The sequence below is a fragment of the Microbacterium sp. MMO-20 genome, from assembly GCF_037147735.1.
GTDB lineage: Bacteria > Actinomycetota > Actinomycetes > Actinomycetales > Microbacteriaceae > Microbacterium.
Genome location: NZ_JBBCUU010000004.1, coordinates 84,928 through 101,503, shown reverse-complemented (window position 1 = coordinate 101,503; position 16,576 = coordinate 84,928). Strand labels below are relative to the sequence as shown.

Here is a 16,576-nt window from a genome sequence, read left to right as displayed (position 1 = left end):
GTCTGCCGATCAGCCTAGGGTGTGCACGTTTCGGGCCGATATCCGGGGTGACCCCTGGACGTCGCGCACTCGGGTTGATATGGGAGCCGAGAGCGGACGACGGTCCGGGTACACTACATATTTGTTGTCGAAAAAGACTTATTCGCCACAGGTTCCGGAGATCGCAGCCGGCTCGGAAACCGCAGACGAGAGAAGGCTAAGCATGACCCGCTCCGATACCGAGGATTCCGACGTCATGCATCGCGTCGCCCACGCGATCAAGGCTCCCTTCCTCACAGATAAGGCCGCCGGGCGCGTGGGCCTGCACCGCGCCCTTGGCTGGGGTTCGGTCGACATGTTCGTCGCGGGCACGAGCGGCTTCATCGGCGGCTCGCTGCTGTTCTTCTACACGACGTTCGCCGGGATCGATCCCCTCATGGCGGCGTTCATCATCGTCACCGGGCGCTTGATCATCGACGCGGTCGCGTCGCCACTCATGGGGCGCATCTCGGACCTCTTCGCTCGCACCAAGCTCGGAAAGCGGTTCGGTCGGCGCCGATTTTTCCTCCTGGTCGGCGCTCCGCTCTCACTGTCGTACATCCTGCTATGGGTCACGGGGGCGAGCCCGCTCTACTACATCGTCACGCTCGTCGTTTTCGAGCTCATCTTCACGATGATCGTGATCCCGTGGGAGACACTGCCGACGGACATGACCAACGACTATGTGCAGCGCACAAAGATGGGCACGTTCCGCATGTGGATCGCGGCCGTCTCCTCGTCGCTGACGACGATCATCCCGGCGTGGCTCATGACGCAGCTCGGCCCCGACGACCCCGCGACCTACCTCTACACCGGCATCCTCTACGGCGCGTTCGGCGCGGTGATCCTGCTGATCGCCTTCTTCTCCACGTGGGAGCAGCCCCTCGATGAGATCGCGATGCAGAAGCTCGACGAAGAGGCGAAGCTGTCGCCCTTCCAGGGAATCGTCGCCACATTCGCCGCCGTCGGCACGACACTGCGCATCAAGACGTTCCGCAAGCACCTCGTGCTCTACTTCGCAACGTACGGCGCGATCGACGCCTTCAACACGATCTTCCTGTACTTCGCGACGTACTCGCTGATCGCGGCCGGCCAGACGACGACCGACGGCTACATCCTCCTTTCGCTCTCGATCGTCGGCTGGTTCCTGGCACCCTTCCTCGGTGGATTGTTCATCCGGTTCGGCGCCCGCCCGTTGTACATCGTGGGGGTCTCCACCGGTCTCATCGCGATGATCGCGTACGGTGTGCTGTACCTGACGCAGGACGCCATCCCGCACAACGCGATCATGACGGTGCTCGTCGCAGTGTCGATCGTGTTCCAGTTGGGCCGTTCGGTAATCGGCTTCCTGCCGTGGAACGTGTACCCATTCATCCCCGATCTCGATGAGATCATCTCGAAGGAGAAGCGCGCGGGCATCTTCGCCGGTGTCATGACCTTCTACCGCAAGGCCTCGGCGGTCGTCATCACGGTGCTCGTCGGCGTCGTGCTGCAGATCGGCGGACTCCGCACGGAGAAGATCGACGGCAAGCTGCCGACACCGGAACAGCAGCCTGACACCGTCGCCGGCTATGTCGCCGGGCTTCTCGTCTTCCTCATCGGCGGCCTGTTCGTCCTGCTGCTCTGGAACGCGATCACCTTCCGCCTGAACCGGCAGAATCACGCGCTCATCATCAGCGAGATCGAGCGCCTGCGCGCCGGCGGGTCGAAGGCCGACGTCACCGTCGAGGCACGTGACGCTATGGAATTGCTGACTGGCAAGAACTACGACCAGTGGGCCTGGACCGGCCGCTGACGCGTAGCGGCCACGCACTCAGGCTCGGCGCGCCTCGATCTCGACGCCGAGGGGATCGTCGATGAGCGCCGCGAACGCCATCTCGGCGGCGCCCACGAGCAGCCGATCCGGGCCGAGCGCCGCGGGCAGGATCTGCAGGTCCTCGGCATTCATCGCCATCGCCTCTGTCGCGACGTCGGCGAGCAGCCCGTCCGCGTCGTAGCCGAGCAGCGTCGCGAGGAAGCCGCCCAGGACGACGGCGGAGGGGTTCAGCACGTTGACGACGTTCGCGAGCGCCGTCGCGAGGATGCGCCGCTGGCGCTCGACTTCGTCGCGAACCTCGACCCCGCCCGCCGCGATCGCCGCGTGGATCGCCGCCTCCAGCGTCTGCTCGTCGCCGGCCTGCAGCCCGACGGCGGCGAGGAGCCGTGCACGGCTGACCTCGTCCTCGAGCACCCCGCCGGGCCCCGATCGCCGGTCGCCGGCGGCGACGATCCCGGGGCGGTTCTGCCCGAGTTCACCGGCGTACCCGCCCGCGCCGCGGACGAGCCGGTCGCCGATGACGAGGCCGGCGCCGATGCCGCTCGCTCCGCCGTTGACGTAGACGAGATCGCGGGCGCCGCGGCCCGCTCCGGAGAGGTGTTCGGCGAGGGCGCCGAGGGTGGCGTCGTTGTCGATCACGGTCGCGAGATGAGTCGCCCGGGCGACCTGCTCGCGCAGCGGGGCATCCGTCCACTCGAGGTGCGGCGCCCGCCGAACGAGACCGTCGGATGCCGAGACGAGGCCGGGCACGGCGATGCCCACGGCGGCGATGCGGCACGTCGCCAGCGCGCCGCCGCGCCACGTGCGGATCTGCTCCGCCACGAGGTCGGCGACGCCCGCCGCGTCGATGAGGGCGTCCCCCTCGATGCGATCGCGTGCGACGACGCCGAGGTCGAGGCCGATCGCGGCGATCGTCACGGCATCCACTTCGGGATTCACCGCGATCGCGACGACGTCGCGGGCGGCCGTGACCTGCGGCGAGGGCCGCCCGACGCGGCCGAGCGCCTCGGCAGCGCCCTCGACGACGAGACCGGCGTCGGCGAGGTCGCCGACGAGGGCGGCGATCGTCGATCGGTTCAGCCCTGTGCGGTCGGTGAGGACGGCGCGCGACAGCGGACCCTGTTCGTGGACGAGCCGCAGCACGCGCGACAGATTGGCCCGCCGCATCCCCTCGCCGGTCGTTCCCGCTGTCTCCATCCGTCCACCATAGGCGGCGTCTACGCCTGGAAAAGGGGTGGACACGCCCGCCCTCCTGATATACGTTGTCTTCAACAACAAACTCTTCCGCAAAGGAGCACGCCCATGTCCGGTCCGGTCCCCACCCCCGCCGACAAGTTCACCTTCGGCCTCTGGACGGTCGGGTACAACGGCACCGATCCGTTCGGCGGGCCCACGCGGCATCCCCTCGATGTCGTCCACGTGGTCGAGAAGCTCGCCGAGCTCGGCGCCTACGGCCTCACCTTCCACGACGACGACCTGTTCGCGTTCGGCTCGACCGATGCGGAGCGGCAGAACCAGATCGATCGCCTGAAGGGCGCGCTGGATGCCACGGGCCTGAAGATCCCGATGGTCACGACGAACCTGTTCTCCGCGCCCGTCTTCAAGGACGGCGGGTTCACCTCGAACGACCGCGACGTGCGCCGCTTCGCGATCCGCAAGGTGCTGCGCCAGATCGACCTCGGCGCCGAGCTCGGTGCGGAGACGTTCGTCATGTGGGGCGGCCGCGAGGGCGCCGAGTACGATTCCGCGAAGGATGTCCGCCAGGCGCTCGAGCGCTACCGCGAGGCCGTCAACTTCCTCGGCGACTACGTCGTGGCGAAGGGCTACAACCTGCGCTTCGCGATCGAACCGAAGCCGAACGAGCCCCGCGGCGACATCCTGCTCCCCACGGTCGGCCACGCGCTCGCCTTCATCGACTCGCTCGAGCGCCCCGAACTCGTGGGCCTGAACCCCGAGGTCGGCCACGAGCAGATGGCGGGGCTCAACTTCGCCGCCGGCATCGCGCAGGCGCTGTACCACGGCAAGCTCTTCCACATCGACCTGAACGGCCAGCGCGGCATCAAGTACGACCAGGACCTCGTCTTCGGGCACGGCGACCTGCACAACGCGTTCGCTCTCGTCGACCTGCTCGAGAACGGCGGCGTCGGAGGCGGCCAGGCCTACACGGGCCCGCGCCACTTCGACTACAAGCCGAGCCGCACCGAGGACGAGACCGGCGTGTGGGATTCGGCCGCCGCGAACATGCGCACGTACCTGCTGCTCAAGGAGCGCGCCGCGGCCTTCCGCGCCGACCCCGAGGTGCAGGAGGCGCTCACGGCCGCGCGCGTCGCCGAGCTCGCCGAGCCGACGTTCGCCGCGGGCGAGACGTACGACGATTTCGTCGCCGACCGCTCCGCCTACGAGGACTTCGACGCGAACGCGTACCTGGGCGGCAAGGGCTTCGGATTCGTCCGCCTGCAGCAGCTCGCGACCGAGCACCTGCTCGGCGCGCGCTGACCCACCCCGCCTCCGCGAGACCCGCATTTCTCAGCGAGACCCGGCATCCAGACGTCCGGTCTCGCTGAGAAAGCGCGGTCTCGCGGGAGGGATGACGAAACGAAAGGATGCCGCGATGGCACTCGTGATGGGCGTCGACTCGTCGACGCAGTCCTGCAAGGTCGTGATCATGGATGCCGCGACGGGCGCGATCGTCCGCGAGGGGCGCGCGAGCCACCCCGACGGCACGAGCGTGGACCCCGCGGCGTGGTGGTCGGCGCTGCAGACGGCGATCGCGGATGCCGGCGGCATGGACGACGTCGCCGCGTGGGCGATCGGCGGCCAGCAGCACGGCATGGTCACCCTCGACGAGCACGGCGAGGTGGTGCGCGACGCCCTCTTGTGGAACGACACCCGCTCGGCGCCGGCCGCGGCGGACCTCATCGCCGAGTTCGGCGCCGATGAGCTCGCCCGCCGGACGGGGCTCGTGCCCGTGGCATCCTTCACGATCACGAAGCTCCGCTGGCTGCGGGATGCCGAGCCGGACAATGCCGCACGCGTCGCGGCCGTCGCCCTGCCGCACGACTGGCTCACCTGGCGCCTGCGCGGCTACGGCCCGGTCGCGGACGGCGTACTTCCCGCGTTCGACGAACTCGTCACGGACCGCTCCGACGCCTCGGGGACGGGGTACTGGAACCCCGCGACCGGCGACTACGACCGCGAGCTGCTCTTTGCGGCACTCGGCCACGACGCGACGCTGCCGCGCGTGCTCGCCGCGGACGAGTGGGTGCCGGATGCCGCGGCCCGCCGCGTCGCGCCCGGCGCGGGCGACAACGCCGCCGCCGCGCTCGGTGTCGGCGCCGCCGTCGGCGACGTCGTCGTCTCGATCGGGACGAGCGGCACGATCTTCGCCGTGAGTGCCGCGCGGACGATCGACGACAGCGGCACGGTCGCCGGGTTCGCGTCGGCGGACGGCGCGTTCCTGCCGCTCGTCGCGACGCTCAACGCCGCGCGCGTCCTCGACGCGATCGCGCGCCTGCTCGGTGTCGACCACGCGGAGCTCAGCGCGCTCGCCCTCGAGGCGCAACCCGGCGCCGGGGGCCTGCGCCTCCTCCCCTACTTCGAGGGCGAGCGCACCCCGAACCTCCCCGACGCGACCGCCGAACTCACGGGCATGACCCTCGCCTCGACGACGCGCGAGAACCTCGCCCGAGCCGCCGTGGAGGGCATGCTGTCGGGCCTCGCCGCGGGCGTCGACGCCATTCGCGCGCTCGGCGTGCCGACCTCCCGCGCCCTCTTGATCGGCGGAGGGGCACGCTCCGCGGCCGTCCGCGAGATCGCCCCGCTCGTCCTCGGTGTGCCGGTGGAGTGCCCCGAACCCGCCGAGTACGTCGCGCTCGGGGCCGCCCGCCAGGCGGCCGCCGCCCTCGCGGGGGCCACGTCGTGACGACGCTGCGCAACTGGGCGGGCAACCTCACCTACGCCGCCGCGCACATCGCGCGCCCGGCTTCGCGGCAGGAGCTCGCGGATGTGATCGGCGAGAGCACGTCGGCCCGTGTGCTCGGCTCTCGCCATTCGTTCAACACGATCGCCGACACCCCGGGCACCCTCATCTCGCTGGAGCGCATGCCGCGGCTGTGCGAGATCGACCGCGCAGCGGGCGTCGCCCGCGTCTCGGGGCAGCTGACGTACGGCGAGGTGGCGCGGGCGGTGGATGCCGAGGGCTACGCGCTCGCGAACATGGCCTCCCTGCCGCACATCTCGGTCGCGGGTGCCGTCGCGACCGGGACGCACGGATCCGGCGATCGCAATCAGGGTCTCGCGGGCGCCGTCCGCGCCCTGACCCTGATGACCGCCGACGGCGGCGAGCTCACCCTGCGGCGCGGGGACCCCGACTTCGACGGCGCCGTCGTGAACCTCGGCGCGCTCGGCGCGGTGACCGACGTCGAACTCGATCTCGTGCCCGCCTTCACGGTGCGCCAGCGGGTCTACGAGGGCGCACGCTGGGACGAGGTCGCCAGCGACCTCGACGCCGTGACGTCACTCGGGTACAGCGTGAGCCTGTTCACGACGTGGCGAAGCGCCGACGCGATCGATCAGATCTGGGTGAAGCGCGTCGACAGCGATCCGTCGCCCGAGGAGGCCCTGCGCGCTCTCGGCGCGACGCCGGCCGACGGTCCGCGGCATCCCCTGCCCGGCGTCGATGCGTCGGCCTGCACCGTCCAGCTCGACGCACCCGGACCGGCGGGCGACCGGCTGCCGCACTTCCGTCAGGAGTTCACCCCGTCGAACGGCGATGAACTGCAGTCCGAGTACCTCCTGCCGCGCTCAGACGCTCCGGACGCCATCGCGGCGCTGCGCGCTCTGGCAGGGAACTCCGACTCGCGGATCGCCGCGCTGCTGCAGGTCTGCGAGATCCGCACGGTCGCCGCCGACGAGCTGTGGCTGAGCCCCGCGTTCGAGCGCGACTGCGTCGCGTTCCACTTCACGTGGCGGCCGGACCAGCCGGCCGTGGAGGAGTTCCTGCCCCTCCTCGAGGCCGCCCTGCCGCCCGTCGCCCGCCCGCACTGGGGCAAGCTGCACGCACGCACCGATCTCGCGCCGCTCTACCCGCGCTGGGCGGACATGACCACACTTCGCGATCGCCTCGACCCGCGCCGCGTGTTCGTCAACGACCACCTCGCGCGCCTGGGGTTCTGACGAAACCAGCGACGATTGGGATAGCGCTTTCCCATCTTTCTCCGTAGACTCGCCCCTATGAGCACTCCGCAACGATGCGCCATCGTCGGCACGGGCGTCGTCGCCCACCTGCACGCTGCTGCGATCGCCGACGACCCGCACGCCGAGATCGTCGCCGTCGTCGACGCGGTGCGCAGCACGGCCGACGCCTTCGCCGCCCGCTGGGGATCACCCGTCGTCTACAACGACCTCGACGCACTCCTGCAGGCAGAGCACCCCGACGTCGTCATCATCTGCACCCCGCCCGTCGCCCACCGTGATCAGTCGCTCGCCGCGCTGGCCTCGGGCGCGCACGTCATCGTCGAGAAGCCACCCGCGCCCTCGCTCGACGAGTTCGAGGAGATGATCGCGGCTGCAGACCGCGCCGACCGCCAGCTCGTCGTCGTCTTCCAGCAGCGCTCGGGCACGGCGGCGGCACACGTCGCGGACCTCCTGCGGTCGGGGGCCCTCGGGCGGCCCCTGCTCGCGACCTGCGAGACGTTGTGGTACCGCGACGAGGACTACTTCGCCGCGCCGTGGCGAGGGAAGTGGCAGACCGAAGGCGGCGGAACGACCCTCGGTCACGGCATCCATCAGATCGACCTTCTGGCACACCTCATGGGCGACTGGACGAGCGTCCAGGGTCGCATCTGGCGTCTCGACAGAGAGACCGAAACCGAGGATGCCTCGACAGCGACGATCACGTTCGCGAACGGAGTCGTCGCTCAGGCGACGACGAGCGCCGTCTCCCCCCGACAGACGAGCTCCATCCGCATCGACACGCAACGGGCGACCGTCACGGTCGACCACCTCTACACGCACGGTCTCGAGAATTGGTCGATCACACCGGCGCCCGGGTATGAGGCGCAGGCCGACGAGTGGCGGTTCCCCACCGAGGGCGAGCGCAGCAACCACGCGCCGTTCCTCCGCGAGGTGTTCGCCGCTCTTGCGACGGGCGGCGCGTTGCCCGAGATCGCCCGGGAACAGCGCCGGTCGTTCGAGATCGTCGCGGCGATCTATGCGTCGTCCGCCGCGGGCGGAGCGGTGATCGCGCCCGACGACCTCGCCACGCACGCGACCCACCGCACGGGATTCGCGAGCCCGGTCAGCGATATGCGCCCCTTCGCCGCCACCCCCGACACGGCGGCTGCACCCGCGTGATGCAGGCGCATGCGGACGGCCACGCCCTGACCGTCGTGGCGAACGGCACCGAGGTGCTGCGCTACGTCTTCGCCCCCGATACGCCGCAGATCGAGTCGCCGAAACCGTACGCGCACCCCGTCCGCACTCTCGCGGGCCACGTCGTGACCGCCTTCCGCCCCTGGGACCACGTCTGGCATACGGGTCTCGCCTGGGCCCTGCCGATCGTCGAGAACGAGAATTTCTGGGGCGGAGGGACGTACGTGCGCGGCCAGGGGTACGTGGACCTGCCGAACAACGGCGCGCAGCGGCACGTGGGCGTCTCCGACCTCGCGTCGACCGGCGGCGGCGTGCGGTTCGCTCACGACCTCGCGTGGATCACGCAATCGGGCGAGACGATGTTCACCGAGATGCGCACGGTGACGGCGCGACTTCTCGATGAGGATGCCTGGGCACTCACGTTCTCGCACGCGATGACGAACGTGACCGATCGCGCGATTCCGCTCGGCTCGCCGACGACGCGCGGCCGTGCGAACGCGGGCTACGGCGGATTGTTCTGGCGCGGACCGCGCTCCTTCGCGGGCGGCACGATCGTGACGCCCGGCGGCGTCGGTACGGGCGACGACGTGCGCGGCAGCCGGCAGGAGTGGGCGGCCTTCGAAGGCCGGCACGACGGGGTCGACGCGACCTCGCTGATTCTGATGAAGGACACGGGCGCCGCACCGGCGCGACCCGTGGAGTGGTTCGCGCGCACCGAGGAGTTCGCGGCGCTGTGCCCGGCTCCGTTCTTCCACGCGGAGCAGACGGTCGCACCCGCCGAGACCGCCGCATTCCAGTACGCCGTCGCAATCGTCGACGGCGACCGTGACGCGGCGCCCCGCATCGCTGCCGCGCTGGAATCCCTCGCTCCGCTCCCCGCGATCTGAAATTTGTTGTTGCGTCCTCGCAATACTCGCTGTATCTTGGGGTAAACGCTTTCCCATAATGAGAGCGACACAGCACACGGACATCGGACGTCCGCAGCATGAGAACAGTGACGTTCGAGAAAGGACAAGGATGTTCACCATCAAGAGAGCGCTTGCCACGCTGGGGCTCGCCACGGGCGCCGCGCTGGCCCTCGCCGGGTGTGGCGGCACGGCCGCCCCCGCCGCGACGTTCGACCCGAACGAGAAGGTCACCATCGACCTCGCCTTCTGGGGCAACGACGTGCGCGCCGGCCTGTACGACCAGGCGATCGCCGCCTTCAACGAGAAGTACCCGAACATCACCGTCAACACGACGTTCCTCGACTTCCCCCAGTTCTGGGAGAAGCGCCAGACCGAAGCGGCGGGCAAGAACCTCCCCGACGTCATGCAGTTCGACTACTCGTACCTGCGCCAGTACTCCGAGAACGGGCTTCTGCTGGATCTGACTCCCTACCTAGGGGGAATCATCGACACCGAGCCGCTGTCCGACGAGGTGCTCTCGACGGGCGTCGTCGGCGACGCAACCTACGCGATCCCGACGTCCACCAACGTGTGGGGTCTATTCACGAACCCTGTGCTCCTCGAGCGCGCCGGCGTCGAGGACTTCGCGGGCGGCGACTGGGCCGACTACCGCGACTGGCTGATGAAGGTCAGCCAGGGCGCGGGCGGGGCGTTCTGGGGGGGCACCGATTACGGCATCCGCATCCAGAACTTCGAGTTGCAGCTGCGTGCCGAGGGCAAAGAGCTCTTTTCCGAAGACGGCACGCCTGGCTTCGACGAGAAGCGTCTCGCCGAGTTCTGGAACTCCACCAACGACCTGCGCGAGAACGACGCGGTGATCCCCTCCCAGCGCCTCGAAGAAGTCGCCCCCAAGGTCGGGTTCGACTCGGCGCTGACTGCTGCCGACCTCATCTGGGACAACTTCGGCGCGAACTACCTCGCGGGCCTCGGCGCCGACTACACCGAGCTCGGCCTGCAGGCGCCGCCCGTCACGAAGGAGGGCGCGAAGGACCTCTACATGAAGCCCGCCATGTTGCACGCGATCGCCGCCAACACCGATGCGCCGGAGGCGTCGGCGACGCTCGTGAACTTCCTCATCAACTCGCCTGAGTCCGGCAAGATCTTCGGCACGAACCGCGGCCTGCCCGCGTCGACGACAGCGCTCGAAGCCGCCGACCTCAACCCGCTGAGCCAGCAGGTGCGCGACTACGAGGCATCCGTCGCCGACCGTATCGGCGACCCGCCGCCCATGCCCGTCGTCGGCTACGGAACGCTCGACGAGAAGTTCACCCAGCTCGCCCGCGAGCTCCAGTACGGAACCCTCACGGTCGATGACGCCGTCTCGCAGTTCTTCAGCGAGATGAAGGTGGTCCTCAACCAGTGAGTGCGCGGTCCCGGGTGCACACGCACCCGGGACCGACCTCCCTCCCCACACACGTCCCAGGAGTTTTCGTGACCATCACCGCGACAGAGGCCGTCACCACGGCCGACAAGCGCCGGCCGCCCGCGCACCAGCGGCGCGAGAACCGAGCCGGTATTCGACCGGAGCAGCGCGCCCGCGCGCAGCGCGAGACCTGGGCCGGCCTCGGATTCCTCATCCCGTGGCTCATCGGGTTCTTCGGCCTGACACTCCTGCCGATGGCCTACTCTCTCTACCTTTCGTTCACGCGGTACAACATCTTCACACCGCCGCGCTGGGTCGGGTTCGACAACTACATCCGTCTCTTCACCGATGACGAGCCGTTCCTCCAGTCGGCGCAGATCACGCTCGTTTACGTGCTGGTCGGCACGCCGATCACTCTCGCTGCCGCGCTCGCGGTGGCGATGCTCCTCAACTACCGAGACAAGGGGGCGGGGTTCTTCCGCTCCGCGTTCTACGCTCCGAGCCTCATCGGCGGGTCGGTCTCGGTGGCGATCGTGTGGCGGGCCATGTTCGCCACCGATGGCCCTGTCGACACCTCTCTCAATCTGTTCGGCATCAACCTGGGCGGGTGGATCGGCAACCCGGCCCTCGTCCTGCCGGCGATGATCCTGCTCGCCGTGTGGCAGTTCGGCGCGACGATGGTGATCTTCCTCGCCGGGCTCAAGCAGGTGCCGCGCGAGCTCTACGAAGCCGCCGAAATGGACGGCGCGAACGCGTGGCAGCGCTTCCGCACTGTCACGCTGCCGATGCTCTCCCCGGTGATCTTCTTCAATCTCCTGCTCGGACTCATCCACGCCTTCCAGGTGTTCGCCTCGGCGTACATCATCTCGAACGGGTCGGGCGGCCCGGCGGGGATGACGAACTTCATCACGCTCTACCTCTACAAGCGCGGATTCAGCGACGGCCAGATGGGCTACGCGGCGGCGATCGCGTGGGTGCTTCTCGTGGTGGTCGCGATCATCGCCTTCATCCTCTTCCGCACCCAGAGAAGCTGGGTGCACTACGCCGGAGACAACCGATGAGCTTTCCTGTGACAGCGGCCGCGCCGACGCGGCGACGCCTCTCCCGCAAGACCTGGAAGACGATCGCCTGGTTCATCGCGCTCATCGCGCTGACGGCCGTGGTCCTCTACCCCCTCGTGTGGCTGTTCCTCGCGACGTTCAAGGACAACAGCGAGTTCGGGTTCAGCATGAGCCTGCTGCCGCGCAATCCCACATTCGACAACTACCTCAAGGTCATCGAGGGGATCGCGGGGGTGCCCTTGTCGACCTTCTTCCGCAACTCGCTGCTCCTCGCGGTCTCGGCGGTCGTCGGCATCCTGTTCTCGTCGTCGCTCGCCGCGTACGCCTTCGCCCGCGTGCAGTTCCGCGGCGTCGGCATCCTCTTCGCCGCGATGATCGGCACGCTGCTGCTGCCGTTCCACGTCGTGATCATTCCGCAGTACATCTTCTTCAACAATCTCGGCATGGTCGACACGTTCTGGCCGCTGATCCTGCCGAAGTTCCTCGCGACCGAAGCGTTCTTCGTGTTCCTGCTGGTGCAGTTCGTGCGGCAGATGCCGCGCGATATGGATGAGGCGGCGCGCATCGACGGCGCGGGTCACGTCCGCATCTTCTGGTCGATCATCCTGCCGCTGATCAAGCCGGCGCTCATCACGTGCGCGATCTTCGCCTTCATCTGGTCGTGGAACGACTTCCTCGGACCGCTCCTATACCTGACGAGCCCCGAGAACTACCCGCTGCCGATCGCACTCCGCCTCTACAACGACCAGACGTCGACCTCCGATTACGGGGCGACGGTGGCGGCATCCTTCATCGCACTGGTGCCGGTCCTGCTGTTCTTCCTGGTGTTCCAGCGCTTCCTCGTCGACGGAGTCGCCACTCAGGGCCTCAAGGGGTGATGTCATGTCGACCGAGACCAGGCAGCAGACCGCGATACGCCGACGCGGAGAGCGCTCGGGAGCAGGCCCCGTGCGCGAGGAGCGTCCCATCGGGCGCTACCCGGGCGGCGCGGGCGGATTCGCCCTCTTCGGGGAGGTGATGCTCGTGGGGCTGCTCGTCGGCCTCGTCGGTGTCGCGGTCGTGACGCTGCCCGCGGGCCTCGCCGCCGGGGCCGCGCACCTTCGCCGCTATGCGCGCGCGGAGGACTCCTCGCTGCGGCTGTTCTGGGCCGACGTGCGCAGCGCACTCGCGGGGGGCGTGCTCGTGGGGATCTGCGCCGCCGCGGCGGCAGTGATCCTCGCGTTCGACGTGACCTTCGCCCTGAGCGGAGCGCTCGGCGCGGGTCCCCTCGCCGTCGCCGTGGGCATCGTCGGCGCGGGCGGGCTCGTGCTGGGCGGAGCAGCGCTCCTCATGGCGGCGGGGCACTGGGGAGTGTCCCGCCGCTGGAGGTCCGCGGTGCGGGACGCGCCGCGGACCCTGGCCCGTCGACCGATCGGGCTCGCGTACCTGTCGGCCGCGGTCGTCCTGACCGTGACCACGACGTGGATGCTGCCGCCTCTTCTCCTCCCCGCCCTCGGCTGCGCGGCGTTCGCCGCGTTCGTCATGAGCGATCGCACGCTTCCCCGACTCTGAAGCGGATTGCGTGACGGGGATGCCGCGTGGCATCATCACCTCGGAAAGCGCTTACCCACATAATCCTCACCTCCATCGACAAAAAGGAACCGACCCTCGTGACCGAGACGACCATCGCCACCGCTTCCGCCCCGGCCCGTGCCGCGGCATCCACTGCCCCGTCCGTCCGCGAGGTCGGCATCATCATGAACGGGGTGTCGGGCCGCATGGGGTACCGGCAGCACCTTGTCCGCTCGATCCTCGCGATCCGCGATCAGGCCGGCATCGAACTTCCCGACGGATCGAAGCTGACGGTCAAGCCCCTCCTCGTGGGTCGCAGCGAGGCGAAGCTCGCCGAGCTCGCGGCGCGTCACGGCATCGAGGACTTCACGACCGACCTCGACGCCGCCCTTGCCGACCCGCGCTGGGAGATCTACGCCGACTTCCTGGTCACGAAAGCCCGCGCGACGGCATTGCGCAAGGCGATCGCGGCGGGCAAGACGATCTACACCGAGAAGCCCACGGCCGAGTCGGTCGACGAGGCGTTGGAGCTCGCGCGCCTCGCCGCCGCTGCCGGGGTGAAGACGGGTGTCGTGCACGACAAGCTGTATCTGCCGGGGCTGCAGAAGCTGAAGCGCCTCATCGACTCCGGGTTCTTCGGCCGCATCCTGTCGGTGCGCGGCGAGTTCGGGTACTGGGTGTTCGAGGGTGACTGGCAGCCGGCGCAGCGTCCGTCGTGGAACTACCGCACCGAGGACGGCGGCGGCATCATCGTCGACATGTTCCCGCACTGGAACTACGTGCTGGAGAACCTGTTCGGCGAGGTGAAGTCGGTCTACGCGCAGGCGGCCGTCCACATCGCCGACCGCTGGGACGAGCGCGGCGAGCACTACACGGCGACGGCGGAGGATGCCGCGTACGGCGTCTTCGAGCTCGAGGGTGCGGACGGCGACATCGTCGCGCAGATCAACTCGTCGTGGACGGTGCGCGTCAACCGCGACGAGCTCGTCGAGTTCCACGTCGACGGCACGCACGGCTCGGCCGTGGTCGGGCTGTTCGGCGCGAAGATCCAGCCGCGCAACGCGACGCCGAAGCCGGTGTGGAACCCGGACCTGGAGGACACGCACGACTACGACGCGGATTGGCAGCAGGTGCCGACCAACGATGTGTTCCTGAACGGCTTCCGTCAGCAGTGGGAGGAGTTCCTCGTCTCGTTCGCCGAGGGCACCGACTACCCGTTCGACCTGCTCGCCGGCGCCCGTGGGGTGCTGCTCGCGGAGGCGGGGCTCCAGTCGAGTCGCGAAGGCCGCAAGGTCGCGCTCGACGCGCTGACGCTCCACTGAGAGGCGCCCCGATGACCGACCTCACCCTCCTCGCTCCCGACGGCGCGACCCGGCGCGTGCCGCTCGTGGACACATCCGGGTATGCGCGACCGATGGCGCCGCTACGCTCGCGCGTCGCGTACGCGGCGGCGCACGTCGTGCCGAAGACTCACGCCGACAACACGCCAGGCCGGCCCGCCGACATCGATTGGGACGCGACCCTCGCCTTCCGGCGCAACGTGTACTCGTGGGGGCTCGGTGTCGCCGACGCGATGGACACCGCCCAGCGGAACATGGGGCTGGATGCCGCGGCAACCCGTGAGCTGATCGCACGTTCGGCGGAGGTCGCCCGCGATGCGGGCGGCGCGGTCGTCGTCGGCGTCAACACCGACCACGTCGAGGACGAGCGCATCACCCTCGACCGTGTGATCGACGCGTACAAGGAGCAACTGCACTTCACCGAAGAGCAGGGGGCGGGGCCCGTGCTCATGGCCTCCCGCCACCTCGCGCGGGCCGCTGAGTCGGCAGCGGATTACCGGCGCGTGTACCGCGAGGTGCTCGCCGCGGCATCCAGCCCCGTCGTGCTGCACTGGCTGGGAACGGCGTTCGATCCGCAGCTCGAGGGGTACTTCGGGGCGACCGACTGGCCGACCGCGTCGGGCGTGCTGCTCGAGATCATCCGCGAGAACCCCGCGAAGATCGCCGGGGTGAAGATGAGCCTCTTGAACGCCGAATCCGAGGTCGCCGTGCGAGAACGCCTGCCTGAGGGCGTGCGCATGTTCACGGGCGACGACTTCAACTACGTCGGCCTCATCGGCGGAGCCGACGTGCCGGATGCCCCCCAGCCGCAGCGCGACCTGCGCGCGACGCGGCAGCACTCCGACGCGCTCCTGGGCGCGTTCGCGGCGCTCACCCCCGTCGCCTCCGCTGCGATTCAGGCCCTCGACGAGCGAGACCCGGCTCGATACCTCGAGATCCTGGGGCCCACGGAGGAACTGTCGCGGCAGATCTTCGCCGCGCCGACCTTCTATTACAAGACCGGCGTCGCCTTCCTCGCGTGGCTCAACGGCCACCAGAGCGCGTTCCAGATGGTCGGGGGCTTGCACTCGGCGCGGAGCCTGCCGCACCTGAGCCGCATCGTCGAGCTCGCGAACACAGCGAAGGCTTTCGAGCAGCCCGACCTCGCGGCATCCCGCTGGAACGACCTGCTGCGTCTGAACGGAGTGACCGCATGACCATCCGCGACCCGCGCCCTTCGACAGGCTCAGGGATCGTCGGCGCCGTGGACCGGCGCCTGTCCATCAACCAGGCCACGATCAAGCGCGCCGATCTCGCCACCGCGCTGCGGGTGACGGCGGATGCCGGGGTGCAGGCCATCGGTCTGTGGCGTGAGCCCGTGCAGGAGGTCGGTCTCGCCACGGCGGCGCAGATGCTCACCGACTCCGGGCTGCGGTTCACGACCCACTGCCGATCCGGGTTCTTCACGATGCCCGAAGGCCCCGCCCGCCGCGCTTCGATCGACGACAACCGCGTCGCGATCGAGGAGGCCGCGACCCTCGCCGCCGCCGGGGCGCCCGGGTCGACCGCTGTACTCGTCCTCGTCGCGGGGGGCTTGCCGGAGGGGTCACGCGACCTCGTCGGCGCGCGCGAACGCGTGCGGGACGCGATCGGAGAGCTCGCCCCGCACGCCGCGGCGGCGGGCGTGACGCTCGCGATCGAACCGCTGCACCCGATGTATGCCTCCGACCGCTGCGTCGTCTCGACCCTCGGGCAGGCACTCGACATCGCGGCTGACTTCGACCCCGCAGTTGTCGGGGCGACCGTCGACACGTTCCACATCTGGTGGGATCCCGACGCCCTGGCATCCATCGCCCGTGCCGGGCGCGAGGGGCGCATCGCGACCTACCAGGTGTGCGACTGGAAGACCCCCCTCGCCGCCGACGTGCTGCTGTCGCGCCATTACCCCGGCGACGGTGTCATCGACTTCGCCACGCTCACCCGGGCGGTCATCGCGACCGGCTACGACCGCGACATCGAGGTCGAGATCTTCAACGAGGAGATCTGGGCCACCGCCCCTGCGGAAGCGGTGCGGCGCACCGCCGCCGGCTTCGGCGCTGCCGTCTCCCCGCACCTCCCCGCCTAGAATC

General features: G+C 69.3%; 14 protein-coding genes. 13 read left to right on the top strand and 1 reads right to left on the bottom strand.

Annotated elements, in window-relative coordinates:
- Positions 1 to 202 precede the first annotated feature (202 nt).
- Entirely contained in the window at positions 203 to 1,813 is a 1,611-nt protein-coding gene (locus WFI52_RS07560; RefSeq protein ID WP_336626601.1) for an MFS transporter, read from the top strand.
- Positions 1,814 to 1,831: 18 nt separating this feature from the next.
- Here WFI52_RS07560 and WFI52_RS07555 read toward each other — a convergent pair whose 3' ends face one another.
- Positions 1,832 to 3,031 carry an ROK family transcriptional regulator gene (locus tag WFI52_RS07555; protein ID WP_336626600.1) on the bottom strand — a complete coding sequence of 400 codons (1,200 nt, stop codon included), beginning with the start codon at positions 3,029 to 3,031 and terminating at the stop codon, positions 1,832 to 1,834.
- 105 nt (positions 3,032 to 3,136) lie between these two features.
- Between WFI52_RS07555 and xylA the strand changes: the two genes are divergently transcribed.
- From xylA to WFI52_RS07495, 12 genes are all read left to right on the top strand, one after another.
- The gene (gene xylA / locus WFI52_RS07550; RefSeq protein WP_336626599.1) at positions 3,137 to 4,330 is read left to right on the top strand and encodes a xylose isomerase; all 1,194 of its coding nucleotides are present in this window, start codon (positions 3,137 to 3,139) and stop codon (positions 4,328 to 4,330) included.
- A 115-nt stretch (positions 4,331 to 4,445) separates the two neighbouring features.
- Entirely contained in the window at positions 4,446 to 5,756 is a 1,311-nt protein-coding gene (gene xylB / locus WFI52_RS07545; RefSeq protein ID WP_336626598.1) for a xylulokinase, read from the top strand.
- On the top strand, positions 5,753 to 7,009 hold the full coding sequence (locus tag WFI52_RS07540) for a D-arabinono-1,4-lactone oxidase (protein ID WP_336626597.1): 1,257 nt from the start codon (positions 5,753 to 5,755) through the stop codon (positions 7,007 to 7,009). The genes xylB and WFI52_RS07540 overlap by 4 nt, the downstream gene beginning before the upstream one ends.
- Positions 7,010 to 7,066: 57 nt before the next feature.
- Positions 7,067 to 8,188, top strand: coding sequence for a Gfo/Idh/MocA family protein (locus WFI52_RS07535; RefSeq protein ID WP_336626596.1), 1,122 nt, complete (start codon positions 7,067 to 7,069; stop codon positions 8,186 to 8,188).
- Positions 8,188 to 9,093, top strand: coding sequence for a PmoA family protein (locus WFI52_RS07530; RefSeq protein WP_336626697.1), 906 nt, complete (start codon positions 8,188 to 8,190; stop codon positions 9,091 to 9,093). The genes WFI52_RS07535 and WFI52_RS07530 overlap by 1 nt, the downstream gene beginning before the upstream one ends.
- A gap of 130 nt (positions 9,094 to 9,223) precedes the next feature.
- Positions 9,224 to 10,516, top strand: a complete 1,293-nt coding sequence (locus WFI52_RS07525; protein WP_336626595.1) for an ABC transporter substrate-binding protein — start codon at positions 9,224 to 9,226, stop codon at positions 10,514 to 10,516.
- Positions 10,517 to 10,584: 68 nt separating this feature from the next.
- Complete coding sequence (locus WFI52_RS07520; protein WP_336626594.1) at positions 10,585 to 11,577, top strand: carbohydrate ABC transporter permease; 993 nt, start codon at positions 10,585 to 10,587, stop codon at positions 11,575 to 11,577.
- A complete protein-coding gene (locus tag WFI52_RS07515; RefSeq protein WP_336626593.1) occupies positions 11,574 to 12,455 on the top strand; it encodes a carbohydrate ABC transporter permease in 882 nt (293 codons plus the stop codon). Before WFI52_RS07520 ends, WFI52_RS07515 begins: the two co-directional genes overlap by 4 nt.
- A 4-nt stretch (positions 12,456 to 12,459) precedes the next feature.
- The gene (locus WFI52_RS07510) at positions 12,460 to 13,128 is read left to right on the top strand and encodes a hypothetical protein (protein WP_336626592.1); all 669 of its coding nucleotides are present in this window, start codon (positions 12,460 to 12,462) and stop codon (positions 13,126 to 13,128) included.
- Positions 13,129 to 13,226: 98 nt separating this feature from the next.
- Complete coding sequence (locus tag WFI52_RS07505; protein WP_336626591.1) at positions 13,227 to 14,450, top strand: Gfo/Idh/MocA family protein; 1,224 nt, start codon at positions 13,227 to 13,229, stop codon at positions 14,448 to 14,450.
- Positions 14,451 to 14,461: 11 nt separating this feature from the next.
- Positions 14,462 to 15,664 carry a dihydrodipicolinate synthase family protein gene (locus WFI52_RS07500; protein WP_336626590.1) on the top strand — a complete coding sequence of 401 codons (1,203 nt, stop codon included), beginning with the start codon at positions 14,462 to 14,464 and terminating at the stop codon, positions 15,662 to 15,664.
- Positions 15,661 to 16,572, top strand: a complete 912-nt coding sequence (locus WFI52_RS07495; RefSeq protein ID WP_336626589.1) for a sugar phosphate isomerase/epimerase family protein — start codon at positions 15,661 to 15,663, stop codon at positions 16,570 to 16,572. The genes WFI52_RS07500 and WFI52_RS07495 overlap by 4 nt, the downstream gene beginning before the upstream one ends.
- Positions 16,573 to 16,576: the final 4 nt, after the last annotated feature.